Here is a 25468-nt window from a genome sequence, read left to right as displayed (position 1 = left end):
TATAGTACTGCACCTGTAGCTACCTACCACTTTTGGGCTGGAATTTATCCTGCTGCATCAATCACTAAACGAGAAGCGCTATTGAAGTTCTTGGCGACTGACATCAGCAAAATCAGAGAAGTTGTGGCGACCATTTAAGAGTGGATTGCAATTTGGTTGGTTGTGTGGTTCAGAGAACAAATCTGCGTTCATTTGAATTCCTGCTGCAACCACTCTTGAGGCTTGAGCAACCATTTGGGATTCTGTGACAACAACTGACAATGCTGAAGTCAAAGTTTTAAAGGCTTCGTTATTACGAGATAGAGATTTCTCTATCCCTTAAGGCATCGCTTCGTGGGTAAATATATTCTGATTTTAACTGTTTTTGTCAGGGTGCGATGTTTAGCGACAAGTTCCTACACGTCTACGCCAATAGGCTCTACTTCCCAACACCACCAAGGGTGAATGTCTCACATCAAGCTTCCGACCCATCAGCTAAATCATTTTAGGAAAACACAACCATGACTGAAGAAAAGATTAGACAAATAGCTTTCTATGGTAAAGGTGGTATTGGTAAATCTACCACCTCTCAAAATACCCTAGCAGCAATGGCTGAAATCGGTCAACGCATTCTTATTGTTGGTTGCGACCCCAAAGCTGACTCTACCCGTTTGATGCTACATAGCAAAGCTCAAACAACCGTTCTTCACCTCGCTGCTGAACGTGGTGCAGTAGAAGATATAGAACTCCATGAAGTGATGCTCAAGGGTTTCCGTGACGTTCTTTGCGTAGAATCTGGTGGTCCAGAACCCGGTGTAGGTTGTGCAGGTCGTGGTATCATCACCGCCATCAACTTCTTAGAAGAAAACGGTGCTTACCAAGACTTAGACTTCGTATCTTACGACGTGTTAGGTGACGTTGTGTGCGGTGGTTTTGCTATGCCTATTCGTGAAGGTAAAGCACAAGAAATCTACATCGTCACATCTGGTGAAATGATGGCGATGTATGCTGCTAACAACATTGCTCGTGGTGTTCTCAAGTATGCTCACACTGGTGGCGTGCGTTTGGGTGGTCTGATTTGTAATAGCCGTAATACTGACCGGGAAATCGACCTAATCGAAACCTTGGCAAAACGGTTGAACACCCAAATGATTCACTACGTACCTCGTGACAACATCGTTCAACACGCAGAATTGCGCCGGATGACTGTTAACGAGTATGCACCTGACAGCAACCAAGCTAATGAATATCGGACATTGGCTAACAAGATCATCAACAACACACACCTGTCTATTCCTACACCCATCGAAATGGAAGAACTAGAAGAATTGTTGATTGAATTCGGTATTCTCGAAAGCGATGAAAATACCGCAATGCTGGTTGGCAAAAGTGCTACTGAAGCACCTGTATAAAGTACTATTAAGTAAATAATGGTTTAGGGTGGGCAAGCAGCCCACCCTTTTTTTGGTTAAAATTTGATTTTATAGCAATGAAATAATAAAGTTATGACAGTAGAAGATTAGGTAATTTTGTGAGTTTTGATAATTTATGTAAGATTTTAGCTGAAAAATATCCAACAGATTTTGAGCATTGGTTGCTAACGGTCGATGCTAGAGAAATTAAAGTTTAAAAACTGAATTAAGTATCGAATCAATTCGCGCAGATTATGTTACATTTTTACAAATAGAGAATAGAATTATGCATATTGAATTTCAAACAACAACTTCAATCCCTAATAGGGGTTTTGATGAATTGCAATATAACTATCAATGCTTCTAAATTATCAGGTTCAGCTTTCAATCCCTAATAGGGATTTTGATGAATTGCGATCACAGGAGTCTGAAATCCAAGCTATATTTAGTTTTCAAGGTGCTGTTGCGCGATTCAAGAGCAATCATAAACATTAGAGAATTTGTTTGGAAAGAGTGCCAAGAAAGTTTAAAGTCTAAAACCCTTTTTTGATAAGCATTTCAGAAATTGTGTGGATGATGATTAGGCGAATAATGGGTTGAAAGCCTTACTGGAGTAGGGATAGAAGCGCTTTTTTGAGACTGTGGAATTTGTCCGCCTACCCTTGGACGCATTTGATATACAGGAACCTAGCCAGAAGGGGACTCAGCAAAGAAAATTGTTTCGTCCCGTGACTGTTCTTTGCCAATACGTTCAACTTTTCGCTGACAACAGCCACAGAGAAAATAAAAGCGAACGTTGTCAGTGTCGGGTTTAATCAATTTAGCTAAACGCGATCGCAGCTTTAATACTGAGTGGAAATGATATCGCACTCAAGGACTTGAGCGTCTCTGCTGAAGCGCTGGGTAGCACGGTAGTTCCCATTGTTCAGATCCAAATACTGGGGAAATTATTAAAATTTCAAGTTTAAAGTGAGTAAAATGTAAGTACGTGATATACTACGTCTCTGACTTACCCTGGTTTTATGGCACTGCCAATTGTTGCAATTATCGGACGCCCAAATGTGGGCAAATCCACCCTGGTTAATCGACTCGCCGGGGAACAAACGGCGATTGTCCATGATGAACCGGGAGTGACACGCGATCGCACTTACATGCCAGCTTTCTGGAATGGTCGCGAATTTTTAGTCGTAGACACTGGTGGTTTAGTCTTTAATGATGATACCGAATTTTTACCACTAATTCGCCAGCAGGCAATGACAGCGCTTGCAGAAGCATGTGCCGCTATTTTTGTAGTAGATGGTAAAACAGGCCCCACATTGGCAGATTTAGAAATCGCCGAATGGATGCGCCAACAACGCGTACCTGTGCTACTAACTGTAAATAAATGTGAATCCCCAGAACAAGGCTTAATCCAAGCTGCCGAATTTTGGGAATTGGGATTGGGCGAACCTTACGCCATTTCCGCGATTCATGGCAGTGGTACAGGAGAGTTACTCGATGAGTTAATTAATCACATACCTGCTATTGAAGATATCCCAGAAACTAATGAAATCAAAGTAGCAATTGTGGGACGCCCAAATGTGGGCAAATCGAGCTTACTCAATTCTTTTGTCGGGGAAGAGAGGGCAATTGTTAGCCCAATTTCTGGCACCACCCGCGATGCTATTGATACTTTTATTGAACGAGACGGACAAAGCTACCGCTTGATTGACACCGCTGGCATTCGCAAAAAGAAACACATAGAATACGGCACAGAATTCTTTAGTATTAACCGTGCTTTTAAAGCGATTCGCCGCGCTGACGTGGTTTTATTAGTACTAGATGCTGTAGATGGAGTAACTGAGCAAGACCAAAAATTAGCTGGGCGGATTATCGAAGAAGGTCGAGCTTGCATCATCGTCGTTAATAAGTGGGATGCTGTCGAAAAAGACTCTTACACAATCTACGATTACGAAAAAACTCTGCAATCACGGTTACATTTTACCGAATGGGCAGAAACAATCTTTGTGAGTGCCTTGTCAGGACAACGGGTAGAAAAAATTCTAGAGTTGGTGAAAACGGCGGCTGAATCACACAAACGCCGTGTCAGCACATCAGTTATTAACGAAGTCTTAACAGATGCCGTCAGTTGGCATTCACCGCCAGCATCCCGTGGTGGGCGTCAGGGCAAGATTTATTATGGTACACAAGTAAGTAGTCAACCACCAACGATCGCCTTATTTGTCAATGATTCCAAACGCTTCAACGATAACTACCGCCGCTACATTGAACGCCAATTCCGGCAACAGCTAGGATTCAAGGGCACGCCAATGATTATACTGTGGCGGAGTAAAAAAGTCCGTGATGCCGAAACTGGTAATGTTAATAGAGCAACTCGCGTTAAATTAAGTTAGGAGTACAGACGCGATTAATCGCGTCTGTACAGGAGTTATGAGTTAAAGTCAGAATTGCTTGCTCACTATAGAACCCTATCGACTTGAGTTTGATAGCGGTACAAGGTGAAAGTTATGAGAGTTAAAGTTAAAACTCCTAACTCCTCACTCCTAACTCTTAACTCTTAACTTTAAAATGGATTTATTGCGATCGCTGCCACTTGGACTTTATTTAGAACAACCCCAAACTTGGCTGCATAAAATCGATCCGCGAGTCAAGTTCGCCTGGTTGATGAGCTTTTTAACAAGCTATATTTTGGCCAACAGTTCTTGGCGGCTGCTGCTGGTGGTAGTATTAATTATTGCCACCTTGATTGCCAGGATTCCTCGACGAGTATGGCAGCAGCAAATGGGTTGGCTGTTAATCCTATCGTTTTTTGTCTTAGCGATCGGAGCGATCAGTCCTGATGGAATGGGTGTAGATTATCAGCCACGCCTGCCAGCTAATGAACAAATATTAACCCAGCCATCAAACTCCAATAATATTGTTCAACAGCAAGTAGTTGAGAAAAAAAAATACAGCTACGTGCTATTTCACAAAGGCCCAGTGAAAGTAACTCGCTATTCTTTGGATTTGGCAGTACGCCTGAGTACACTTATATTTACCGTGATTTACAGCACCAACCTGTATCTGCTGACAACCGCACCAGAAGAAATCACATCTGGCATAGAAAGCCTGATGCAACCCCTGCGACGCCTGAAGTTGCCTGTCACAGAAATTACTTTAACTTTAACCTTGTCCTTGCGCTTTATTCCCCTGGTATTAGAAGAAGTACAAAACTTATTTCGCTCCGTGATGACAAGGGCAATTAATTGGAAAAAGCTGGGATTGAAAGGAGGATTCAAAGTTTGGATGACAGTTGCAGAGAGACTGTTAGAAAATCTGCTCTTACGAGCCGATCAAATGGCGAATGCAATGATGGTGAGGGGTTTTACCAGTCCCAATGAGCATCGAGTGCAGTGGCACGACTTAAGATTAAAAGGGCGTGACTGGCTTGCTATTGCAACTTTAATTTTATTCTGGGGAATACGGCTAGCTATTGGAACTCAGGTCTAATTTTGCCCTGAGAAAATGGTAATAGGTAATAGATAATTGCATTTTGTCAAGGGTCAGTAGTCGTAGTTATTTGTACTCACTGCTGAAAACTGTTAACTAACTATTGACAACGCTTCTAAACAGTATGACCAAGCCTTGGTATTGGCGATCGCTACCCTTAGAAAAGCGCACAGGTTCGGAAGTTTTTGCTGCTCTTTTTCGCCGCACTGCCGCCCCGGGAATTGCTACCCTACTAGAAAGTCCCTATCCAACGCCAATCGATCATCCCCAACTCAACCAATATTCTATCTGTACAGGCGCTCCTCGCATAGTAGATGGCATCCCACAGATGTGGACACCAGAAGTAGGAGAGGTTTTTCCCTTCCTAAAAAAGTTGTTACAGCAAGGAGTAGCGGGAGATGAGGAGGAATTTACTCCCCCTGCTTCCCATCTTCCCTTTACTGGCGGTTGGTTGGGTTGGCTAGGCTACGATGTGGCATGGGAAATTGAACAGTTACCCCATAATAAAATTGATCCCCTCCCCTTTCCCATAGCTTTTTGGTACGAACCAGATTGTTTTGCCGTTTTGGATCATGCACAACAAATTCTTTGGCTAGCCGCCAGTGATGCAAGTGGACTTGATGAGTTAGAAAAGAAGTTAGCAAAGAAAGACGCGGGGAAAGAATTCTCCGTGTCTCCCTGTCCCTGCATCCCCGTGTCCTCTTCGCTCCCCCTATTTTTGACATCTCAGGCAGATTATGAAACAGCTGTCAACCAGGTGAAAAAATATATTCAAGCCGGAGACATCTTTCAGGCAAATCTTTCATTGCGATTTCAAGCGTCTACATCGGCTTCTGGTTGGGAAATTTATCAAGCCTTGCAAAAAATCAATCCTTCTCCTTTTGCCAGCTATTGGCAAACGCCTTGGGGGGAACTGATCAGTTGTTCGCCGGAACGGTTAGTAATGTTGCAAAATCGGCAAGCCGAAACCAGACCGATCGCCGGAACGCGATCGCGTGGTGTCACTCCAGAACAAGATATGCAACTGGCCCAAGATTTACTCAGCAACACTAAAGAACGTGCAGAACACATCATGCTAGTGGATTTGGAACGCAATGATTTAGGGCGAGTTTGTGAATGGGGAACGGTTGCTGTTGATGAATTGCTGACAATTGAGCGATATAGCCATGTGATGCATCTTGTCAGCAACATCAAAGGTACTTTAAAAGGCGAATGTACTACCATTGATTTGATTCGCGCCACGTTCCCAGGTGGCACAATTACAGGTTGTCCTAAAGTCCGTTGCATGGAAATTATTGAAGAATTAGAACCCGTGCGGCGCAGCTTGTTCTACGGTTCTTGTGGCTATTTAGATTGGCGTGGTCATTTAGATTTAAATATCTTAATCCGCACCCTGCTATTAGCTCCCGCGTTTCAAGAAGGTAGGGGAGCAGAGGAGGCAGGGGAGGCAGGGGAGGCAGGGGGAGTAAATTTTTCTTCATCTTCCTCATCTCTCTCATCTCCCCACTCAAGACTCATCCCCCAGCACTCAGCACTCAACATTGTCTGGGGACAAGTTGGTGCAGGAATTGTCGCAGACAGCGATCCTGAGAAAGAATGGTATGAATCTCTGCACAAAGCTCAGGCACAACTTGCAGCGCTGAAAATGCTAGATAATCAATAGAAGATAGTTTTCTTTGCTGTCCCCACTCTCCACTCCCTTATTCTGTTAGCTATTTTGTGCCATTGGGCGACAGTTGTGGCAGTATAGAAAGAAGTTGAAAAGTTCGCTGTTACCGTTGGGAACTTCAAAGGGTGTTTTTCCTGGCAACGCCGAACTTCGACAACAGGATCAGGACTATTTTGTGCCTTATCCCTACAGATTGGTAAATTGAAATCACCAAAGCAGATGGTGATGTTTATCAACCAGCCTCTACTCTGTAGAATCTACGCTTTGCGGCTTCTGTTGTACCATTTCGCTTCACTACCACTAGCTTCATCTGCCCATTAGGAACTAGATCAAGGTCTTCGTAACCGCAGTTTTGCATTTTAAACAAATATTCAGGCGAATGTTGGTATTATCGTCTGAATGTTTGGAATTCACTGCGAAAAGATATACATACTCCCACCTTGACTCTTAAATGAATCCAGAAAACGCAGAAACTTACATAAACCATCCAACTTGGGGTTTACTCTACAAAATCTGTATGGTTGACGAGAACCAGGATTTGTTCACCACACTTTATGCCCAGCGCTTATTTTTTTTGGTAGCAAATGACGTTAAAGGTGTTAAATTCCAGTCTTTAGGACGGACTGAGGCTAGAATGATGTTGGAAAATCGCTTACGTACCCTGCGTCGCAGTGGACAATCTCAGGAGTACGATCAGCTTCAGAGTGTTTTCCAACGCACCTTCCAATGAGCAGTTCGATTTCCGAACGTATTGTTTCCATTCGCTCCTCACTGCCAACTTCAGTCCGATTGATTGCTGTTAGCAAGCAAGTTTCTGCCCAGGCCATTCGGTCTGCCTATGCCGCAGGAATTCGTGATTTTGCGGAGAGTCGTATCCAAGAAGCCGCCAGCAAACAAGCCGAGTTGCAAGACTTACCGGATATTACCTGGCACTTCATTGGACATTTGCAAAGCAATAAAGCTAAAAAAGCCATCGAGCAATTCTTTTGGATTCACTCCGTCGATAACTTGAAGCTGGCACAGCGCTTAGATCAATTGGCGCAACAGCTAGGAGTGAGTCCCCAGGTTTGCCTGCAAGTGAAAATTCTCCCCGATCCCAACAAGTCCGGTTGGAATGTGCCAGAACTTTTAGCTGATTTACCCACACTCAATCAATACAAAAGTTTACAAATTCAAGGTTTGATGACAATTCCGCCTTCAGGATTAAATGCTGCGGAAATTTTGAATGTGTTTAATCTCAATCGTGAGCTAGCAAAGGAAATCCAGGAGCAAAACTGGTCACACATTAAAATGCAGCAACTATCTATGGGTATGTCAGGCGACTACGAACTGGCAGTGCAAGCAGGTGCAACGATGGTACGATTAGGAACAATATTGTTTGGCGATCGCTCTTAGCCTGTTGATCATCAGCCTTGGAGGTCAGTATTAATAGAGATCAGGATTTGATGACAAGAATTTTGTAACAGACTGGTGCAATTGGAAACAAAGGATATAGTATTGACAAGAGCAATCGCCAAGGAAAAATGGGGTATAAAGAACTTACCTTCGGACAAACCTTAGGATATAATCTTGACTCATTATTATGTTTAGGCGATGCACAGACCTTTCCAATAAGTGTCAGTTCATCGCCAAAACCCGTAGTATAAACTACAAATAGCAAAACACTTGCTGAAATATCCACCGATGTAGCGTAGTTTACCGCCGTTGGCATCGCTCCTAGTTCAATCAATCCTAAGCCAAGTTAAAACAGGCTATTCGCACCAGGAAAGTACACACACAATGAACAACATCTTTTCCAAACTCAGAGACTTTGTGGGTCTAAATGAGCAAGTGGAATACGAGTATTACGAAGAAGAACCAGAAACAGATAATAATAATTACCAAAATCTGTATCAGCAAGAAAATCCCCAACCACCACCACAAGAGAGCGCAACCGCTCAAAATCGACGCTGGCGGGAACCAGTGCCTACAATGGGAGATGATATAGCAGCAGGTTCAAAGCCAATGGGGAATGTGATTGGTATGCCAGGAGCAATTAACGGAATTTCGGAAGTTTTAGTCCTCGAACCACGCACCTTTGAAGAAATGCCCCAGGCAATTCAAGCGCTGCGAGAACGCAAGTCAGTAGTATTAAATCTGACAATTATGGACCCAGATCAAGCTCAACGAGCAGTAGATTTTGTTGCAGGTGGTACTTACGCACTAGATGGACATCAAGAGCGCATCGGTGAGAGCATCTTCTTGTTTACGCCAAGCTGTGTCCAAGTTAGCACCCAGGGTGGCGTTCTTCATGAAGTACCACAACCGCCAGCCCGTCCCTCTCGTCCTACAGGTTCTCCAAATCAAACCTGGGGCAACGAAACTAACCGGATGGCACAATAAAGTTAAATTAGTTGTTAGTCCTTTGTCCTTTGTCATTTGTCGTGGGTTTTGATCATAATGACAAATGACAAACGACTAATGACTAATGACCCTTACGGGTGACGCTACGCACAGTCACTAATGCTACCGCAACTCTTAGAGACGCTGCGTTAACGCTAACGCCACTCACTCATGGGGAGCTACTGCGGTGGACGGGTTCCCCGGCTTAAAGCAAGTGGCGTGGAAACCCCCAGTAAGAGCGTTGGCTCACTAATGACTAATGATCAATGACTATAAAATTTGGCTTAATTGGTGGTGGGGTGATGGGAGAAGCGCTGTTATCCCGCCTGCTTGTGCGTGGAATTTATCAATCATCAGAAGTCATAGTTAGCGAACCGCTACCTTCACGCCTAGATTTTTTAAAACAGCAATATGATGTTGCTGTGACGACAGATAATAGCCAGGTTTTCACCCAAGCAAAAGAAGTTGTCTTTTTGGCAGTGAAACCGCAGGTGTTCAGCGCGCTTGCTCAAGAAATAGCACATATTAATATTCAGAATCAAGAATTAGCAAATATTAATCTTCTGAATAGAGAACACTCACCGCTGATCATTTCCATCTTGGCGGGTGTGCCTTTAAGCCAGCTAGAAGCTGCATTTGTGCAATTGCCAGTTATTAGAGCAATGCCCAACACCCCAGCAACTGTAGGGGCGGGAATTACTGCGATTTGTTTAGGTGCATACACCAGCCCCAAGCACCACCAAATAGCACAGCAAGTTTTTTCTGCTGTCGGGGAAGTCGTGGAAGTATCAGAAGGGCTGATGGATGCAGTCACAGGGCTATCTGGTAGCGGCCCGGCTTACGTGGCGCTCTTGGTAGAAGCACTTGCTGATGGCGGAGTAGCCGCAGGTTTACCTAGAACAATTGCCAATCAACTAGCCTTGCAAACCGTATTGGGCACAGCGAAACTGTTGGAGTCAACCAAACTGCACCCAGCAGAACTCAAAGATCGGGTTACCAGTCCTGGTGGTACAACCATTGCGGGGATTGCCAAGCTAGAACAGGCAGGATTTCGTTCAGCTTTAATTGAAGCAGTAAAAGCTGCCACAGAGCGATCGCAAGAACTGGGAAAATAAAGTTATGAGTAGACGCGATTAATCGCGTCTGTACAGGAGTTATGAATTTTAACTTCTAACTCCTAACTCATAGCCTAACGAAGTTGACAAAGACTCGTTAGTATAGTAATCAATCTGGTTGCAAATGTGATTGAGTGAATTATCCTGCGCCGTCTCCAGAACTTGACTTAGGGTCTATATTTCCCTTTGAACTGGATCAGTTTCAAAAAGAAGCGATCGCGTCCCTGAACGCCGGACGCTCCGTAGTCGTGTGTGCCCCCACAGGTTCGGGCAAAACATTAGTCGGGGAATACGCCATTTATCGCGCCCTGTCGCGAGGAAAACGTGTATTTTATACTACTCCCCTAAAGGCGCTATCGAATCAAAAATTACGTGACTTTCGAGAAAAATTTGGGTTTGATCAAGTCGGACTGTTAACTGGAGATGCTTCCATTAACAGGGATGCACCGATTTTGGTGATGACTACAGAAATTTTCCGAAATATGCTATATGGCACACCCATTGGGCAAATTGGCATCTCATTAGTAGACGTTGACGCCGTGATCCTTGATGAGTGCCACTACATGAACGATCGCCAGCGCGGTACAGTTTGGGAAGAATCAATCATCTATTGTCCTCGGGAAGTGCAACTGGCAGCCCTCTCAGCAACTGTTGCCAACAGCGATCAACTCACCGACTGGCTAAATCGCGTTCACGGCCCAACAGACCTGATTTACTCCGATTTTCGCCCAGTCCCCTTAGAATTTCACTTTTGCAATCCCAAAGGGTTATTTCCCCTGCTGAATGATAGCAAAACCAAAATTAACCCCCGCCTTCAGAAGAAGAAGGGGAGAGGGGGAGAAAGAGAGAAGGGGAGAAGTGGTAGACCTGAGGCTCCTGGCATCATTTATACCTTGAGCCAGTTAGAGCAACGGGATATGCTACCAGCGATTTACTTTATCTTCAGCCGCCGGGGATGTGATAAAGCGGTGGCAGAAGTGGGTGATTTATGGCTGGTAAATAATGAAGAGTCCCAGATTTTGCGCCAACAGATTGATGACTTTTTAGTCCGCAATCCCGAAGCAGGGCGTTCTGGACAAATTGCACCCCTATACCGAGGAATTGCCGCCCACCACGCCGGAATTTTGCCTGCTTGGAAAGCATTGGTAGAAGAACTATTTCAGCAGGGGCTGATAAAAGTAGTATTCGCCACCGAGACACTAGCAGCAGGAATTAATATGCCTGCCCGGACAACGGTAATTTCTACCCTTTCCAAGCGTACCGACACTGGACACCGCCTGTTGAATGCTTCCGAATTCTTGCAAATGGCGGGACGGGCAGGCCGCCGGGGGATGGATAAACAAGGTCATGTGGTGACAGTCCAAACTCCCTTTGAAGGAGCCAAAGAAGCCGCGTATTTGGGAACATCCAAGCCAGACCCTTTAGTAAGCCAGTTTACGCCCAGTTATGGCATGGTACTCAATTTGCTGCAAACCCACACCCTAGAGCAAACCAGGGAACTCATAGAACGCAGCTTTGGGCAGTACATGGCCACCTTGCATTTAAGACCAGAATACGATGAGATTGCCGAACTACAAACACAATTAGCTCAACTTCATGAGCAAATCGCCGCAGTTGATGAAAATGAACTGGCTGTTTACGAGAAATTGCGGCAACGCCTAAAAGTGGAACGCCAGATATTGAAAACCCTGCAAGAGCAAGCGCAGGATGATAGACAACAAGAATTGGGGATGATGTTGGGCTTTGCAGTCTCAGGAACTCTGTTGAGTCTTAAAGGCAAAAATATCACAGTGCCTTCACCTGTAACCGCAATCTTAGTGGGAAAATCGCCTAGTTCTGGTCAAGCTCCTTACTTGGTATGCTTGGGACACGATAACCGCTGGTATGTAGCAACAACAGGGGATGTAGTCGATTTGTATGCCGAACTGCCGCGAGTTGAGGTGCCACCTGATGTACTACCACCGCCAGAGATGCCCTTGAAACCAGGACAGTCGCGCCGTGGTAGTCAAGAAACCTTTGCGATCGCTGGACGTATTCCCAATCCGATAGAATCTTTGTATCTGGCACCAGAAGTAACAGAACAACTCAGTCGCACTGCCGCCATCCAAGAGCAATTAGAAGCTCATCCCTTACATCAATCAGGCAATGCTGCCACGCTTTTCAAGCGTCGCGCCCGCTATGTGGAACTAGAAGCCGAACTCGAACAGTTGCAAGAGCAAGTAGAGCAACAGTCACAACGTCATTGGGAAGAATTTCTCAATTTAATTTCAATTCTGCAACACTTTGGCGCTTTAGATAACTTAGTCCCCACAGAATTAGGGCGAATCGCTGCCGCCATTCGAGGGGAGAATGAATTGTGGTTGGGTTTAGTATTCGCTAATGGTGAATTGGACAACTTAGATCCACACCATTTAGCCGCTGCCGCCGCCGCTTTGGTGATGGAAACGCCTCGTCCAGATAGCAAGGTTAACTTTGAGCTTAGTAATGAAGTGGCAGAAGCCTTGAAAAAATTGCGGGGAATTCGTCACCAAATGTTCCACCGACAACGGCGGTATAACGTAGCGCTGCCTATATGGTTGGAATTTGAGTTAATTGCCATAGTGGAACAATGGGCGCTAGGAATGGAGTGGACAGAACTCTGCGAGAACACCACCTTGGATGAAGGCGATGTAGTGAGAATTTTACGGCGGACGTTGGATTTATTATCGCAAATACCCCACGTTCCCCATTTGCCACACTCTTTCCAGCGTAATGCCCATCGGGCGATGCAGTTGATTGATAGATTCCCTGTGAATGAGGTGGTTGAATGAACAGAACGCTCTTACGCACAGAGAGTATCTGATAATTTCTTTGCGTAAAAGCTTCTGTCCATCTTTGCCTCTTTTTCTCTATGTCCGTCCTCTTCATCAACATTAATTTGAGGTCTTTGAAGTAGTGCTACAAACTGCCCCAACAATGAATTTAAATTTGACCAAAAAATAGTAGTGGTAAGTGGTTAAAAGTGCTTTTTTGGTTTCGTATATGTTTTATACGTAATTAATCACGTGTAAATAACAGAAGTTATAATCCCTGTCAACGCTTTTCAATCCTAATAAACCAGGTTTCCAGTACCCTGCAACTGACGTAAAGAATTTATACACAATGGACAATCGCATCCAAATAACTGAATTGCCCGATCGCTTTCCGCATCAGTAAAATTCAACATGGCAATATTCTGATCTGATACTGATGTGACAATTGTTGAGGAACGTGTAGATGAGGTATACGGTTGCTTTCTCTCTGAATCTCGAATGCACACAAAATCTTTTGCCCCATGTGGGTTAGTGATACAGGTACGACCGTCTTGTGTGTGCATTAATTTCTGTGTAATACTAGTACTAGCATGGGCAGGATGAAATACCGCCAGCGTAGACATCATCGATACAAAAATAGAGGAACTGGAAAGCAAATTCAGGATAATTTTTTTGTTCATAGATTTCCTTGAGAAAATTGTCTACTAGTTTAGGGTATTATATTCACTTTCAAACTTCAAGTGAATTTTCCCTAAGAATAGCTAGCTTGACACTTTTTACTCAAGAAAGTTCCATATCTACCCAGTTTGAGCATAAAGTAGTTGCTACAGCAGAATTCACAAGGCAAACAGGCTTTATGTCTAAATTTGATACCTAACCTAAGTTGTGTACTTCACAAAATTTCAATCTGCTGTATATTCCTTACAGTTCTATTTCGTTATATACATAAACCGTCTATAACTCAAGTTCCAGTCTAATAACTAAAGTCCGTTTTAACGGACTATAACCTTTTCTCAGTCGTCTTTAAACGACTTTCACTATTAAACTGATGAATTCATTTTGAAGTGAGCTAGATAAGAATGAAATAGCTCTGATATTCCCAAGATAGTGATTGTTTGCTTGATGTAAGTATAAGGGCTTAATTAAATTGAAACTCGTAGTCAGTGGCTCTAGCCCTTTAAAATCTTATGCAAAGCGATAAATCGCTGACTACAAACAAAAACTATATCTGATATTATTCTATACAATTGCAAACTAATATGGCTATCTTTACAAAATTAAAAATATTGATTTTAACCAAAAGATAGGACAAATATTTAATAATAAATCTGATATAGATTCTCATTCTTAAATTATCAACTTGTAAAAACTTCTTTTTTTGATTACATTTGGAAAAAGGCTCATATATCAAGTAATTTACTAGCCTCAACAGAAAAAATGAAGCAGAAAGTACATTTAGAATCATCAGGTTGTTCCAACTGTGAACATGACCATCACGAGAATCATAACCATGTTCATAATCATCATGATGAGAATCATAACCATGATCACGACCACGGTGGAGAATTCAATCTGAAAAATGAGGTATTACCTTTGGTAGTGATTTTAAGTTTATATGCACCTGGTGTAATTTTTGAAAATCAATTACATAATACATTCTACTCAATAGGTGAATATTTACTTTTCATCCCTGCTTATTTATTAAGTGGATGGAGTGTTTTAAAAACTGCTGGGCGCAATATACTCAAAGGTAGAGTATTTGATGAAACATTTTTGATGGCAGTAGCGACATTAGGGGCGATCGCAATTCATAAATTACCCGAAGCTGTCGGAGTCATGCTATTTTATAAAATTGGGGAATTGTTTCAAGATATTGCCGTTAGTCGTTCTCGTAATTCTATTAAAGCTTTATTAGAAGTCCGCCCAGACTATGCCAATATCCAAATAGACGGAGAACTCAAGAAAGTATCGCCAGAAACAGTAAAGATTGGGGATATTATCGTTGTCAAGCCGGGAGAAAAAATTCCCTTAGATGGTGAGATTATAGATGGTAATTCGCAAGTTGATACATCTGCATTAACTGGAGAATCTGTGCCGCGAACGGTGAGGCTATCCGAGACAGTTTTGGCTGGGATGATCAATAAAATGGGTGTTCTCAGCATTAAAGTAACAAAACTTTTTGATGAATCTTCCATTGCTAAGATTTTAGACTTGGTACAAAATGCCAAAAGTAAAAAAGCAGAAACAGAGAAATTTATTACTAAATTTGCCCGATATTATACGCCAATAGTAGTTTTTACATCTTTAGCAGTTGCTTTGTTACCTCCTTTATTCATTTCTGGTGCAACTTCTTCAGAATGGGTTTATCGGGCCTTAATTTTATTAGTTATTTCCTGTCCGTGTGGACTAGTTATCAGTATTCCATTAGGTTACTTCGGAGGTGTGGGAGGTGCTGCTAAACGTGGTATTTTGGTTAAAGGCTCTACATTTTTAGATAGTTTAAATGCAGTCAATACAGTTGTTTTTGATAAAACCGGAACGTTAACTAAAGGAGTATTTCAAGTATCAAAAATAGTACCGCAAAATGGCTTTAATGAACAAGAATTGTTGCAATTGGCAGTCAAAGTCGAATCGCATTCAAATCATCCTATTGCCCAATCTATCCGCAATGCTTCTGATGAAAAAATCGATGCATTAGATGTGAGAGATTATGAAGAAATAGCAGGTTATGGAATTAGGGCCAAGGTTAAAAATCAAGTAGTAATAGCGGGAAGCGATCGCCTATTGCATAGAGAGAATATTGCTCATGATAATTGCCAGTTAGAGGGAACAGTTATTCATCTAGCAGTGGATAATATTTACGCTGGGTATATTGTTATTGCTGATGAACTCAAAGAAGATGCGAAACACGCTATTCAAGCACTCAAGCGAATGGGTGTAGAGAAAACAGTAATGTTGACAGGAGATAATCAAGCGATCGCCTCCCGGATTGCTCAACAGCTTGGCATAGATACTTACGAAGCAGAGTTATTACCTGAAGAAAAAGTCAATGCCATTGAGAAGTTACTCAGCAGCGCCGGCAAGCATGGTAAAGTTGCCTTCATTGGGGATGGTATTAATGATGCGCCAGTGATTGCTAGAGCAGATGTTGGCATGGCAATGGGTGGGTTAGGCTCAGATGCGGCAATAGAAACTGCTGATATTGTGATCATGACAGATGCACCATCAAAAGTGGCAGAAGCAATACAAATTGCTAGAAAAACAAGGCAAATTGTTTGGCAAAATATTGGGTTTGCTTTAGCAATTAAAGCTATATTTATTGGACTGGGTATTTTCGGGATAGCGACAATGTGGGAAGCTGTCTTTGCTGATGTCGGAGTAGCTTTGCTTGCAATTTTCAATGCAACTAGAGCGATGAAATAAAATTATTGGGAAATCAGGAATTCCTAATTGGGAAATTGTAGAAGTTAAAACTAAAGAGTAAGGAGTTATTTATTTAACGCTTCTCACTCATATTCTACTACCCCAAATGGAACCCATGAATTCATCAATCAAAGGCATTGCTACAGCTACTTTAGCTTTACTGCTAAACTATTCAGCAAACCCAGCCTTTGCACTACCCCAGAAAATCAATCATCCAGTGACTGTTGCTAAATCGCAACCATTAACAGACACCTTGATTGTTCCTGGGGAAAGAGTGGGGCCGATTACACGCAAAACCACCAAGCAAGATTTAGTGAAGCTGTTTGGTGCATCCCATCTCATTGATAAAACTATTTCTGGTGCTGAAGGAATGGGTAGTTTTGCAGCTACGCAGGTAAATCTAAATCAGGGGCGATGTCTAACGACAAGCTGCTCCGCATCTACGCTCTTGGTAGTCTGGAGTGATAATACTCGTACTCAACCTCTAGATGTGCGTAACCTGGGTTCAGCTTGGAAAACCCGCGAAGGTATCGGTGTCGGAATCCCTTTGAGCGAGTTACGCAAGAAATTAGGTAATTTTAAACTTTATGGATTGGCGTGGGATTACGGCGGCACGATTTTGTTGGATAGTAGTAAATTATCCAGCTATCAGGGCAAACTAATTTTACAAGTAGATGCTGCTCCTAATGCTTACGAAAAGTTCCCCAATGACTACCAAGCGGTGTCTGGGGACAGTACTTTTTCCTCCACCAATCCCCACTGGAAACCTCTGGGAATCAGGCTAGCAGAAATTATTGTTGTACTGAACCCAAGTGAGTAGTGGTATGCTAAACATTTGTTTTCTTGCTAGGGCGTAGAAGGACTATGGAGACGGCGTTCTTATACTAAGTCTGGAACTGGTAAATTACTGACACAAGAAATTGCATAAGTGACATCTAATGTCGCAATGATGTTTCAGCTATTGAAATCAAATACAGTAAACCAGATTGCTAGATCGATAATCTGGCTATTCGTGTTGAGTAAAGATTATTGACTCAAAAAGTACCTGCATGTCTTCTGAGCAGCATCTACAGAACAAACGCCATGCATTACAAGAACATTACTCGTAGCCCAGAAGGTAAAAAGGTTGCGTCGCGATTATGCGATTGCAGCAGATACTCTCATTCGCTTGCAATTAGAAAAGCAAATTGAACAAACTGAAGCTGAACTAAACGAATTGGCTCAACAGCTTGATGATCTCGAACGAGCTTTATTAAGACTTATTAAGTAGGAGCCTTTCTAATTCACATCAGATACTGACGCAACTTTAAGCGCGTCTATTCTGTTTTTTACTACAAACCCCTTGTTTTCTCGCTTATCAACGCTCAATGGCAGAGAACAAAGAACATAATAATGCCCAAAACCTGTTTGGTGTGCATCAGATTCCAAGCGATAAGCGTATCCGAGAATTTGCTCAACGAGGTAGAACCATCTCAGATATTTCCGATGTTTTGGGAGATTTTCAGAGTGTTGGAGCAAACGGATCACTTATCAGGTTTTCGGTGATTAGAGATATGATTTAAAGTTAGATCCCGAAAGGGTTTTACAGTTTTCTGTTATCTATTTTGCGGCACAGTTGCCGAAACCTTTGTGCCAGTTGCGTGAGTCCTGCCTCACTTGCCAATATTAGCTTAAACGGCCTAAGCTAGCTTTAGCCAAAGGGACTTCCCGCTTAGTGTCTTGGATTGAGCATAAGATGGATTTTAGTCAAACTCTAAGTCACAAAAGTGATGTCATTGTTGAACAATGGGTAAAAGCAGTTTACCAAGATGAACAAATCGAAGCTACTAAAGAGCTAACTTTTAAAGCTGTACAAGATAGCTTACCGCGCATTTTGAAAGCATTAGCAACAGTACTTTCTGAATCAGTAACCAGCGATTTACAGACGGTAGTGGATGCAAGCCTGGAACACGGCACACTTCGTGCTGAACAAGGATTTGAGCCAGCAGAAATTGCACGAGAGTATCATTTACTTAGACTTGTGATTTTTTCTTATTTAGAAGAAGATTTATTAAATGCGTCTCCGCAAGAGGTATTACGGGCGGTTCGCCTGATTGATATGATAATTGATGAAGCGATCGCCCGTTGTTTTCACAGTTACACTCAAGGGCGAATACAAGAGTTTAAACAACTGCAAAGTCAGTTGCAGTTGACTAACCAAGAACTAACTCGTTTAGTTCGTGCCGGTAAAGAAGGTTTATCTCACTTGGCTCACGAACTGAAAACGCCCCTAACTTCAATTATTGGTTACGCAGACTTATTTTTACGTCAGCAGCGTCAACAACCAGAACTTAAGGATTCTTATACAAATCTTGAAAGTATCGAGCGAGTCCTCAAGAATGGTAGGCTTCTTGTCCGTTTAATCAACGATACTCTAGAAATTTCGCGTTATGATACCGGGCAAATGATATTGCAGCCAACTCTCACTGATGTACATGATTTAATCAACTTAGTTATAGAGATGATTGAACCGCTAGCGCAGGCCAAAGAACTATCTTTAGTAGTTGATTATGATTGCGCTCCCAAGCAAGTTACTACAGATCCACTCCGGCTTCAGCAAATTGTTACCAATTTGCTGAGTAATGCAATTCGCTATACACAAACAGGTTCAATTCTTTTAAAGTGCTGGATGGAATCTCAACAGCAGTGGGCTATCTCTGTTACTGATAGTGGTATTGGTATTTCCCCAGAGGCTCAAACACAAATCTTCAATCCCTATTTTCGTGCTGTAACTCATCCCCAAGTACAAAGTATTGATGGTACAGGATTAGGTTTAGCAATAGTCTCTCAATTTGTCCAGTTAATGCATGGCGAGATTAAAGTAAATTCACAGCTAGGAAAAGGTTCTACATTTACAGTCATTTTGCCATCAGAACTGAGCGCTTAGATATAATACTAATTCGTAATTCGTAATTAAGATTTAGCAATTTAAATCATTCGGAAAAATAAATTATACATAAATAGTAACCGTTCAGGGGAGTGCGCCTGCGGCGCACTCCCCTGTAACCAGTTCTGTCAAAGGGGATGCGATCGCACCTCTCCACAAGTTATAGAGTATAAAAGGCGATCGCATTCCTCACCCACCGCATGACAAATCAAACTTTTACCAACGGTTATGCATTACTTATTGGCGTAGGTGCAGATTTACCTGTCACTGTACTAGATGCAACTGCCCTAAAAGATATACTGATTGACCCAAGTCGCGCCGCCTATCCACCAGAACAAGTCACACTGCTAACCGAAACCTCTGCAACTCGGCAAAATATCCTCGCAGCCTTTGACGAAATCATCGCCCAAGTCAATCAAAATCCTGATGCAACTGTCATCATTTACTACTCTGGTCATGGTGGACGCATCCAGCGCACCAATGAATACTTCCTTGTACCGTTCGGCTATTGACCCCAGCCAACGCGCAGACACAGCTATCTCAGGTGTAGAATTTACCCAAAAGATTGAAGCAATTACAGCGCGTAAACTTGTAGTTTTATTAGATTGCTGTCATGCTGGTGGCGTTCCAGCTTTGAAGGAACCAGGAGAAACCTTTGTAAAATCACCTTTACCCCCGGAACTGTTAAATGTGCTAGGAACAGGAAGCGGTCGAGTTGTGGTTGCTTCTTCGCGAGAAGACGAATATTCTTACACGGGTCAACCCTACAGTGCTTTCACAGATTGCTTATTGTCAGCCTTGCAAGGGAAAGCAGCGGTGAATAAGGATGGCTATGCACGTATTCTTGATATTTTAGTTTACTTGTTTGACCAAGTGCCAAAAAGAGCATCAGGGCCGCAGCACCCGTTTGTAAATAAAGTACTGGATTTAGGCGATAATTTTCCCTTTTGCTATTACGCAGGTGGAAGTAAATTTTTGCCTGGTGAAGCGGCAACTATTGAAACTAGCCCATCTGCTACTAGCTTAACTCCTGGAGGGCGACGGCGATCGCAACAAAAACTAGACGCACTTCAAGCAGAATTTGACATCCGCAGCGAGAAGTTTAAGCAGATGAAAAAAGCTGTAGCAATTGAGGCTGGTACCGCCGTTAAGTTTCAATTAGAACAGCAGCTTCTTGATGAAGAGGCAAAACTGGCACATCTTGGCGATGAACTGGATAAAATTGAGTCTGCATTGCAATTATGAGACTTATGTAAATATACAGTTATTTGGCAAATGCAAATCAGGATTTCCCCACGTAGAAAACAAGGAAAATAGAGATATTCAGTTAATTGGTGTTTGTTTATACTATTTCAATTTTTTGTAGTGGTTATACTCATGACTTAGGTTCTACCTGGGAATTAGGAAGTGGCTTTGCCACTTCTTTTATTAATCTGGTAGCCCAGGAAAAAAATAAATTAAAAGTTAAAAGTAATTTGTTGAACTTTTAACTTTTATTCGTTGTTATATCATGTGCGTTTAATTGACCATAAAATAATTAGCCTGTTAAGCTACAGTTTTGTATCCAGGTCTGACAAAATTCTGGTCATATAGACATGATATTAGTCATTACTCATTGTATCTTGCCATCTCTCACGCTTAGGCTTGCTCTCCACATCGCGCGATCGCGCTTCTTGCCAAGTCCCCCACATTAGGGATTGCTGTTTTTCAACATAGTTAATAAACTGCATGATTGACTGATCTGCTTTGATGGGAGTTTTCAAATCAAACTGAATTGTTTGGACAATCTTAATGTCACCCATAAGAAAGTACTTACCTGCAATGTTAGTCAGCCATAGCGCAACTTGATTGTATAACCAACCAAAAATCCCCTTACCTTTCTTAGTAATTAACAGGATCTGACCTTCAGCTTTACCTCCTTCAAGGAGACGCAAGGTAAACATACTATGAACATGGAAAAAGTCTGGCCCAATTGTCACTATGCCAGTGCTGCCGTACCAATAGCAAACACTGTAAGTTATGGCCTTTTTGTAAAATGGACGGATGAGCTTGATAAAAAATAAATTTTCGTTGAGCGGTGTAGTGTTGCTAAAGATAATAGCATTCTCATTCAGCTCCTGCCTTTCAAAGATAATTTCTATTGGCAGTTTGTGAACTGTATTGAGGTGTTGAGCATCGATTGCATTAATCATTACCACATTCGGGTGACAGTTCATCACAAAATGGGAAGTAATAGCAACATCACATTCTTTTTCTTCTAACTCTGGAACAAAAGGTAGAGGTTGCTGTGGTATTTCTCCAGTCCAAATCCAAATCATCCCGTACTTCTCAGCAGTGGGCCAAGTTTGTAACTTTAAGGAAAATGGTGTATCTAAACATGGGATATCAATACACATCCCTTCAGCGTCAAACTTCCAGTGGTGGAAAAAACAACGTAGTGCATTACCCTCAACTTTGCCTTCAGCAAGGTGAGCGCCCATATGCGGACAGTAGGCATCAAAGGTAACTACTCTTTTGTCTTTACCACGGTAAATTGCTAATTCTCTGCCCAAAATAGTGACAGGTTTTACTTCACCTACCCGCAGATTTTGAGAGGGTATTACCCAATACCATCCCTCAATAAAACGCTCTGGATTATTGAAATTTTTAGGTTTACGGGTTGAGCTAAAAGTCTGCGAGTTGAGATTCATTTTTATAGTTTCACTTGAGGTGAAGCAGTTGATCTAGAAATAACATACAAACTTAAAAAAAACAGTTACTTTCAGTACCATGACAAACAGTTACCCTATCAATGGATAAAATTAAAGAGGTAAAATATTGAGTTAAATTTATTCAGTAAAAATGTTAAAATTAAGTAAATCAGCGGAAATTATTAAAGGTTTGTAGTGAATTAGTAAAATCTTTAATTAGATAAAAATTCCAACTGCTGATGCCAACATTTTGCTAAATCAAATGAGTTAATAAATTAGGAAAATATGTAATAATAATTACAATATTTGGGAAAATATGCCGTGTTAACTCAGGAGACAAAACTGCTTTTGATTGGTCAGGTAACAGATATAAGCGGAATCCCCATCAGGACAATTCGCTATTATGAGAGTTTAGGTTTACTCAAATCATCAAGACGAACAGAGGGAGGCTTTCGCCAGTTTTCATTGGATGTACTGACTCGTCTAGCTTTCATTAAAAGGGCACAAAATCTTGGTCTTAGTTTAGAGGAGATTGGAAATATTCTTCAGGTTTATGACCAAGGACAAGCTCCCTGTGGTGAAATTAAAGAAAAGCTCGAAAACAAGCTCTTAGAAATTGATCACCAAATCGATCAGTTGTTAACTTTACGGTCTGAAATAGATGGATTACTGTCAGGCTGGAAGAATAATGGCAGCCAGCATAAAGACACAATTTGTCCCATTATCCAAAACACCCCTCACTGCTGATATTAATTTTTTGTGAAACTGCACCAAATCAAGCTTGGTCAGACTTGGGGCAAAATCCCCAAGTTCTGGAGCAACGGCAGCATCTCAATTTCCTATCAAAGAATGATTAATAAAAGCCTGAAACCTTACTCCCCTTCCCTTGCAGGGAAGGGGTTGGGGGTTAGGTCTGTATTCCATGCAATTGAGAAACGCTATATTCAGAACTTTGAACTCCGGTTCTCCCCTTTTTTAGGAGGGCTAGGGGGATCTAAAAGTTTTTGATACATCACTAACGACTTTTAAGAAATCCTTTCACGACTCAGAATTTTTATAGACAAGGAACCACCACAACTCTAATCCAATTAAGGCTAAACCACCGATCGCAACACCGACTTTCAAGCCCAAAGGTTGCTCAATACGATGAAATTGGCTGGTTTGCTCTGACGAGTGGGCTGGCATTTCTGCTAATGTTACATCTGATGTTCCAGTGAGAAATACTAAAGCTGTAAAGCTTCCCCAAAGCATTTTTTTACTGAACATTTCCTAAATTATCCTGAAATTATGAGGTAGCTTTTGGTTGAAAGTTACGCAATCTGAGGGCATTGCTAACAACAGAAAGCGAAGAAAGAGCCATCGCAGCTCCGGCGATAATTGGATTGAGTAACCAACCAGAGATGGGGAATAGAATTCCTGCCGCAATAGGAATGCCAATGACGTTGTAAATAAAGGCAAAGAAGAGATTTTGCCTGATATTGTTGATAGTGGCACGACTAAGTTGAATTGCTGTGACAATTCCTTGCAAATCTCCAGAAATTAAGGTGATATCGCTAGCTGCGATCGCCACATCTGTTCCCGTACCAATAGCAATTCCCACATCAGCCTGTGCTAAGGCTGGCGCATCATTTATGCCATCACCGACCATTGCTACAATTTTGGATTTTAGATTTGGGATTTTGGATTTGGGAAATCTCTCTATCTCCCCTTGCAGAGATTGGATAATCGCCGCTTTTTGATCTGGACGCACTTCGGCAAAGATTCGCTGGATGCCAACTTGCAGAGCGATCGCATCAGCAGTTTTACGATTGTCTCCGGTCAACATTACTACTTCTAAACCTAACTTCTGTAAAGCTTTCACTACTGCTGCTGATGAAGGTTTGAGGGCATCAGCAATACCCATTATTCCTTGTAGTTTGCCATCTACTGCAATCAAAATGACTGTTTTACCAACCGCTTCCCATGCATCTTTATACTGCTGGAGAGTGATGGTGTTAATTCCAAGTTCTGTTAACCAGCGTTGTGTACCAATTTGCACTAGCTGATTTGAAACAACTGCTTGCACACCACTACCTGCGATCGCCTGAAAGTTCTTTGCCTCTATTAAACTCACTTCTTGAGACTGGGCATATTTCACCACTGCTGATGCTAAAGGATGCTCAGAATTGTGTTCCACGGTTGCTGCTAACTGTAAAAGCTTGATTTCATTACCATTAGCTGTGCCATTGACAGTCACAAAGTCTGTAACAGTGGGTTTACCTTGAGTCAAAGTGCCGGTTTTATCTAGAACGATGGTTTGAATTTTGTGTGCTAGTTCTAAGCTGTCTGCACCCTTAATCAAGATGCCATTTTCTGCACCTTTGCCCGTCCCCACCATTACAGAAGTGGGGGTAGCTAAACCCAAAGCACAAGGACAAGCGATAATCAATACACCCACCGTTGTCATTGTTGCTAGGGTAAGGTTGCCTGTGAAGTTAAACCAAATGACGAAAGTGGCGATCGCGATCGCAATCACAGCTGGGACAAACCATCCTGTCACTTGATCTGCCAAGCGCTGAATTGGGGCTTTAGAACCTTGGGCTTGTTGCACTAGTTTGACGATTTGAGCCAAAAACGTATCATTTCCGACTCGTGTCACCCGAAATTGAAATGCACCCGCACCGTTAATCGTTGCCCCAATCACCTCATCTCCTGGCTGCTTTTTAACTGGCAAACTTTCACCCGTCACCATCGCTTCATCTACCGTCGAAGCGCCCGTAATCACTTCGCCATCTACCGGAATTTTTTCACCAGGACGTACCAAAATTACATCGTTGATTCTGACTTCAGCGATGGGAACATCAATTTCCCTACCATCACGGATAACTCTGGCATCTCTAGCTTGTAGTCCAATCAGTTTGCGGATGGCTTCAGAAGTTTGTCCCCTAGCGCGATTTTCCAATAACCGCCCTAACAAAATTAAGGTAATGACAATCGCGGCAACTTCATAATAAATATGAGGTATCAAGCCCTGAGCAATAAAAAATTTTGGGAAAACAGTGACAAACAAAGAATATAAATACGCTGCACTTGTACCCAAAGCAATCAGCGTGTCCATTGTCGCCGTATGGCGCTTGAGGGTTTTCCAGCCATTTCGGTAAAAAGATCCACCACACCAGAACACGACGGGTGTTGTCAGCACTAACTCTACCCAAGGATTTTGAAGAAATCCAGGAATTAAGGGCAAGTTCAGCCCAGTCATCATGGGCAACGACCCCAAAAGTAGGAAAATGCTGATCACACCTCCCACTACTACCTTGAGGGAGAGTTCGCGTTGTAATGCTTGCCTACTCGCAATCTCAGCATCATCTTCTTCAGAGAGCATTTCTTCCTGGAGTGAGTAGGAAGAGTATCCCGCAGCATCTATAGCAGCTTGGATTTTCTCCAAATTGGCTAGAGAGCGATCATAATTGATAGCGGCTTGTTCGGCTCCAAAGTTAACGTTGCAGTCAATCACCCCAGGAACAGAGCGAATTGCCTTCTCGATGTTGTTGGCGCAAGCGGCGCAACTCATGCCTCGAAGTTTGAGTGTGAGAGTATCCATAACTAAAT

The 25468-nt window shown here is 42.4% G+C and carries 23 protein-coding genes and 2 pseudogenes; 18 read left to right on the top strand and 7 right to left on the bottom strand.

Going from position 1 to position 25468, the window contains the following annotated elements; all coding sequences use genetic code 11:
- Window positions 1–78 precede the first annotated feature (78 nt).
- Window positions 79–273, bottom strand: a complete 195-nt coding sequence (locus tag V7K46_RS21090) for a hypothetical protein (protein ID WP_335116479.1) — start codon at window positions 271–273, stop codon at window positions 79–81.
- Window positions 274–500: 227 nt separating this feature from the next.
- Here V7K46_RS21090 and nifH point away from each other — a divergent pair, with 227 nt between their 5' ends.
- Together nifH and V7K46_RS21080 are read left to right on the top strand one after the other, a co-directional pair.
- The gene (gene nifH, locus V7K46_RS21085; protein ID WP_334817217.1) at window positions 501–1391 is read left to right on the top strand and encodes a nitrogenase iron protein; all 891 of its coding nucleotides are present in this window, start codon (window positions 501–503) and stop codon (window positions 1389–1391) included.
- A 119-nt stretch (window positions 1392–1510) separates the two neighbouring features.
- Window positions 1511–1728 (top strand): annotated as a pseudogene (locus V7K46_RS21080) (hypothetical protein); the annotation flags it as partial.
- 350 nt (window positions 1729–2078) lie between these two features.
- On the opposite strand, the pseudogene V7K46_RS21075 reads toward V7K46_RS21080, so the two are convergent.
- Window positions 2079–2269 (bottom strand): annotated as a pseudogene (locus V7K46_RS21075) (CRISPR-associated endonuclease Cas2); the annotation flags it as partial.
- Between the two features lie 144 nt (window positions 2270–2413).
- Here V7K46_RS21075 and der point away from each other — a divergent pair.
- From der to V7K46_RS21060, 3 genes are all read left to right on the top strand, one after another.
- Complete coding sequence (gene der, locus V7K46_RS21070) at window positions 2414–3784, top strand: ribosome biogenesis GTPase Der (protein ID WP_335116477.1); 1371 nt, start codon at window positions 2414–2416, stop codon at window positions 3782–3784.
- Between the two features lie 175 nt (window positions 3785–3959).
- The gene (locus V7K46_RS21065; RefSeq protein WP_335116475.1) at window positions 3960–4880 is read left to right on the top strand and encodes an energy-coupling factor transporter transmembrane component T family protein; all 921 of its coding nucleotides are present in this window, start codon (window positions 3960–3962) and stop codon (window positions 4878–4880) included.
- Window positions 4881–5004: 124 nt separating this feature from the next.
- Window positions 5005–6543, top strand: coding sequence for an anthranilate synthase component I (locus V7K46_RS21060; RefSeq protein ID WP_335116473.1), 1539 nt, complete (start codon window positions 5005–5007; stop codon window positions 6541–6543).
- A gap of 238 nt (window positions 6544–6781) precedes the next feature.
- Here V7K46_RS21060 and V7K46_RS21055 read toward each other — a convergent pair whose 3' ends face one another.
- Window positions 6782–6907 carry a hypothetical protein gene (locus V7K46_RS21055; RefSeq protein WP_334793841.1) on the bottom strand — a complete coding sequence of 42 codons (126 nt, stop codon included), beginning with the start codon at window positions 6905–6907 and terminating at the stop codon, window positions 6782–6784.
- 93 nt (window positions 6908–7000) lie between these two features.
- Between V7K46_RS21055 and pipX the strand changes: the two genes are divergently transcribed.
- The 5 genes from pipX to V7K46_RS21030 all read left to right on the top strand — a co-directional run bounded on the left by pipX (window position 7001) and on the right by V7K46_RS21030 (window position 12856).
- Window positions 7001–7279, top strand: a complete 279-nt coding sequence (pipX, locus tag V7K46_RS21050; RefSeq protein ID WP_109010971.1) for a transcriptional coactivator PipX — start codon at window positions 7001–7003, stop codon at window positions 7277–7279.
- On the top strand, window positions 7276–7944 hold the full coding sequence (locus V7K46_RS21045) for a YggS family pyridoxal phosphate-dependent enzyme (RefSeq protein WP_335116471.1): 669 nt from the start codon (window positions 7276–7278) through the stop codon (window positions 7942–7944). The genes pipX and V7K46_RS21045 overlap by 4 nt, the downstream gene beginning before the upstream one ends.
- A gap of 384 nt (window positions 7945–8328) precedes the next feature.
- Window positions 8329–8931: a cell division protein SepF gene (locus tag V7K46_RS21040; protein WP_335116469.1), complete on the top strand. Its 603-nt coding sequence runs from the start codon at window positions 8329–8331 to the stop codon at window positions 8929–8931.
- Window positions 8932–9197: 266 nt separating this feature from the next.
- Window positions 9198–10046, top strand: a complete 849-nt coding sequence (proC, locus tag V7K46_RS21035; RefSeq protein ID WP_335116467.1) for a pyrroline-5-carboxylate reductase — start codon at window positions 9198–9200, stop codon at window positions 10044–10046.
- Between the two features lie 134 nt (window positions 10047–10180).
- On the top strand, window positions 10181–12856 hold the full coding sequence (locus V7K46_RS21030) for a DEAD/DEAH box helicase (RefSeq protein ID WP_335116465.1): 2676 nt from the start codon (window positions 10181–10183) through the stop codon (window positions 12854–12856).
- 278 nt (window positions 12857–13134) lie between these two features.
- Here V7K46_RS21030 and V7K46_RS21025 read toward each other — a convergent pair whose 3' ends face one another.
- On the bottom strand, window positions 13135–13518 hold the full coding sequence (locus V7K46_RS21025; RefSeq protein WP_335116463.1) for a hypothetical protein: 384 nt from the start codon (window positions 13516–13518) through the stop codon (window positions 13135–13137).
- Between the two features lie 757 nt (window positions 13519–14275).
- On the opposite strand from V7K46_RS21025, the gene V7K46_RS21020 reads away from it, so the two are divergent.
- The 7 genes from V7K46_RS21020 to V7K46_RS20990 all read left to right on the top strand — a co-directional run bounded on the left by V7K46_RS21020 (window position 14276) and on the right by V7K46_RS20990 (window position 20432).
- Window positions 14276–16261 (top strand): heavy metal translocating P-type ATPase, encoded by a 1986-nt coding sequence (locus V7K46_RS21020; RefSeq protein WP_335116461.1) that lies wholly within the window; start codon window positions 14276–14278, stop codon window positions 16259–16261.
- Between the two features lie 115 nt (window positions 16262–16376).
- Window positions 16377–17081, top strand: coding sequence for a hypothetical protein (locus tag V7K46_RS21015; RefSeq protein ID WP_335116459.1), 705 nt, complete (start codon window positions 16377–16379; stop codon window positions 17079–17081).
- Window positions 17082–17387: 306 nt separating this feature from the next.
- Complete coding sequence (locus V7K46_RS21010; RefSeq protein ID WP_335116457.1) at window positions 17388–17531, top strand: hypothetical protein; 144 nt, start codon at window positions 17388–17390, stop codon at window positions 17529–17531.
- A gap of 97 nt (window positions 17532–17628) precedes the next feature.
- Window positions 17629–17823, top strand: a complete 195-nt coding sequence (locus V7K46_RS21005) for a hypothetical protein (RefSeq protein ID WP_335116455.1) — start codon at window positions 17629–17631, stop codon at window positions 17821–17823.
- Window positions 17824–17996: 173 nt separating this feature from the next.
- The gene (locus V7K46_RS21000) at window positions 17997–19187 is read left to right on the top strand and encodes a sensor histidine kinase (RefSeq protein WP_335116453.1); all 1191 of its coding nucleotides are present in this window, start codon (window positions 17997–17999) and stop codon (window positions 19185–19187) included.
- A gap of 200 nt (window positions 19188–19387) precedes the next feature.
- Window positions 19388–19699, top strand: coding sequence for a caspase family protein (locus tag V7K46_RS20995; RefSeq protein WP_335116451.1), 312 nt, complete (start codon window positions 19388–19390; stop codon window positions 19697–19699).
- Window positions 19668–20432, top strand: a complete 765-nt coding sequence (locus V7K46_RS20990; RefSeq protein WP_335116449.1) for a caspase family protein — start codon at window positions 19668–19670, stop codon at window positions 20430–20432. The genes V7K46_RS20995 and V7K46_RS20990 overlap by 32 nt, the downstream gene beginning before the upstream one ends.
- A gap of 356 nt (window positions 20433–20788) precedes the next feature.
- Here V7K46_RS20990 and V7K46_RS20985 read toward each other — a convergent pair whose 3' ends face one another.
- Entirely contained in the window at window positions 20789–21877 is a 1089-nt protein-coding gene (locus tag V7K46_RS20985; RefSeq protein WP_335116447.1) for an aromatic ring-hydroxylating dioxygenase subunit alpha, read from the bottom strand.
- 321 nt (window positions 21878–22198) lie between these two features.
- On the opposite strand from V7K46_RS20985, the gene V7K46_RS20980 reads away from it, so the two are divergent.
- Window positions 22199–22624 (top strand): heavy metal-responsive transcriptional regulator, encoded by a 426-nt coding sequence (locus tag V7K46_RS20980; protein ID WP_335116445.1) that lies wholly within the window; start codon window positions 22199–22201, stop codon window positions 22622–22624.
- A gap of 291 nt (window positions 22625–22915) precedes the next feature.
- On the opposite strand, the gene V7K46_RS20975 is transcribed toward V7K46_RS20980, so the two are convergent.
- Entirely contained in the window at window positions 22916–23143 is a 228-nt protein-coding gene (locus V7K46_RS20975; protein WP_335116443.1) for a hypothetical protein, read from the bottom strand.
- Between the two features lie 19 nt (window positions 23144–23162).
- Window positions 23163–25460, bottom strand: coding sequence for a heavy metal translocating P-type ATPase (locus V7K46_RS20970; protein ID WP_335116441.1), 2298 nt, complete (start codon window positions 25458–25460; stop codon window positions 23163–23165).
- Between the last annotated feature and the right edge of the window lie 8 nt (window positions 25461–25468).

The organism is Nostoc sp. (genome assembly GCF_036917395.1).
In the GTDB taxonomy this organism is placed as follows: Bacteria; Cyanobacteriota; Cyanobacteriia; order Cyanobacteriales; family Nostocaceae; genus Nostoc.
Note: the sequence above shows the minus strand (reverse complement) of the source record. Positions and strands in the feature narration are given on the sequence as shown.

Excerpts from the sequence above, each read along its gene's own strand:
- nifH (WP_334817217.1), top strand. The coding sequence starts at position 501 with ATGACTGAAGAAAAGATTAGACAAATAGCTTTCTATGGTAAAGGTGGT.
- der (WP_335116477.1), top strand. The coding sequence starts at position 2,414 with ATGGCACTGCCAATTGTTGCAATTATCGGACGCCCAAATGTGGGCAAA.
- V7K46_RS21065 (WP_335116475.1), top strand. The coding sequence starts at position 3,960 with ATGGATTTATTGCGATCGCTGCCACTTGGACTTTATTTAGAACAACCC.
- V7K46_RS21060 (WP_335116473.1), top strand. The coding sequence starts at position 5,005 with ATGACCAAGCCTTGGTATTGGCGATCGCTACCCTTAGAAAAGCGCACA.
- V7K46_RS21055 (WP_334793841.1), bottom strand. The coding sequence starts at position 6,907 with ATGCAAAACTGCGGTTACGAAGACCTTGATCTAGTTCCTAATGGGCAG.
- pipX (WP_109010971.1), top strand. The coding sequence starts at position 7,001 with ATGAATCCAGAAAACGCAGAAACTTACATAAACCATCCAACTTGGGGT.
- V7K46_RS21045 (WP_335116471.1), top strand. The coding sequence starts at position 7,276 with ATGAGCAGTTCGATTTCCGAACGTATTGTTTCCATTCGCTCCTCACTG.
- V7K46_RS21040 (WP_335116469.1), top strand. The coding sequence starts at position 8,329 with ATGAACAACATCTTTTCCAAACTCAGAGACTTTGTGGGTCTAAATGAG.
- proC (WP_335116467.1), top strand. The coding sequence starts at position 9,198 with ATGACTATAAAATTTGGCTTAATTGGTGGTGGGGTGATGGGAGAAGCG.
- V7K46_RS21025 (WP_335116463.1), bottom strand. The coding sequence starts at position 13,518 with ATGAACAAAAAAATTATCCTGAATTTGCTTTCCAGTTCCTCTATTTTT.
- V7K46_RS21020 (WP_335116461.1), top strand. The coding sequence starts at position 14,276 with ATGAAGCAGAAAGTACATTTAGAATCATCAGGTTGTTCCAACTGTGAA.
- V7K46_RS21015 (WP_335116459.1), top strand. The coding sequence starts at position 16,377 with ATGAATTCATCAATCAAAGGCATTGCTACAGCTACTTTAGCTTTACTG.
- V7K46_RS21005 (WP_335116455.1), top strand. The coding sequence starts at position 17,629 with ATGGCAGAGAACAAAGAACATAATAATGCCCAAAACCTGTTTGGTGTG.
- V7K46_RS21000 (WP_335116453.1), top strand. The coding sequence starts at position 17,997 with ATGGATTTTAGTCAAACTCTAAGTCACAAAAGTGATGTCATTGTTGAA.
- V7K46_RS20995 (WP_335116451.1), top strand. The coding sequence starts at position 19,388 with ATGACAAATCAAACTTTTACCAACGGTTATGCATTACTTATTGGCGTA.
- V7K46_RS20990 (WP_335116449.1), top strand. The coding sequence starts at position 19,668 with ATGAATACTTCCTTGTACCGTTCGGCTATTGACCCCAGCCAACGCGCA.
- V7K46_RS20985 (WP_335116447.1), bottom strand. The coding sequence starts at position 21,877 with ATGAATCTCAACTCGCAGACTTTTAGCTCAACCCGTAAACCTAAAAAT.
- V7K46_RS20975 (WP_335116443.1), bottom strand. The coding sequence starts at position 23,143 with ATGTTCAGTAAAAAAATGCTTTGGGGAAGCTTTACAGCTTTAGTATTT.
- V7K46_RS20970 (WP_335116441.1), bottom strand. The coding sequence starts at position 25,460 with ATGGATACTCTCACACTCAAACTTCGAGGCATGAGTTGCGCCGCTTGC.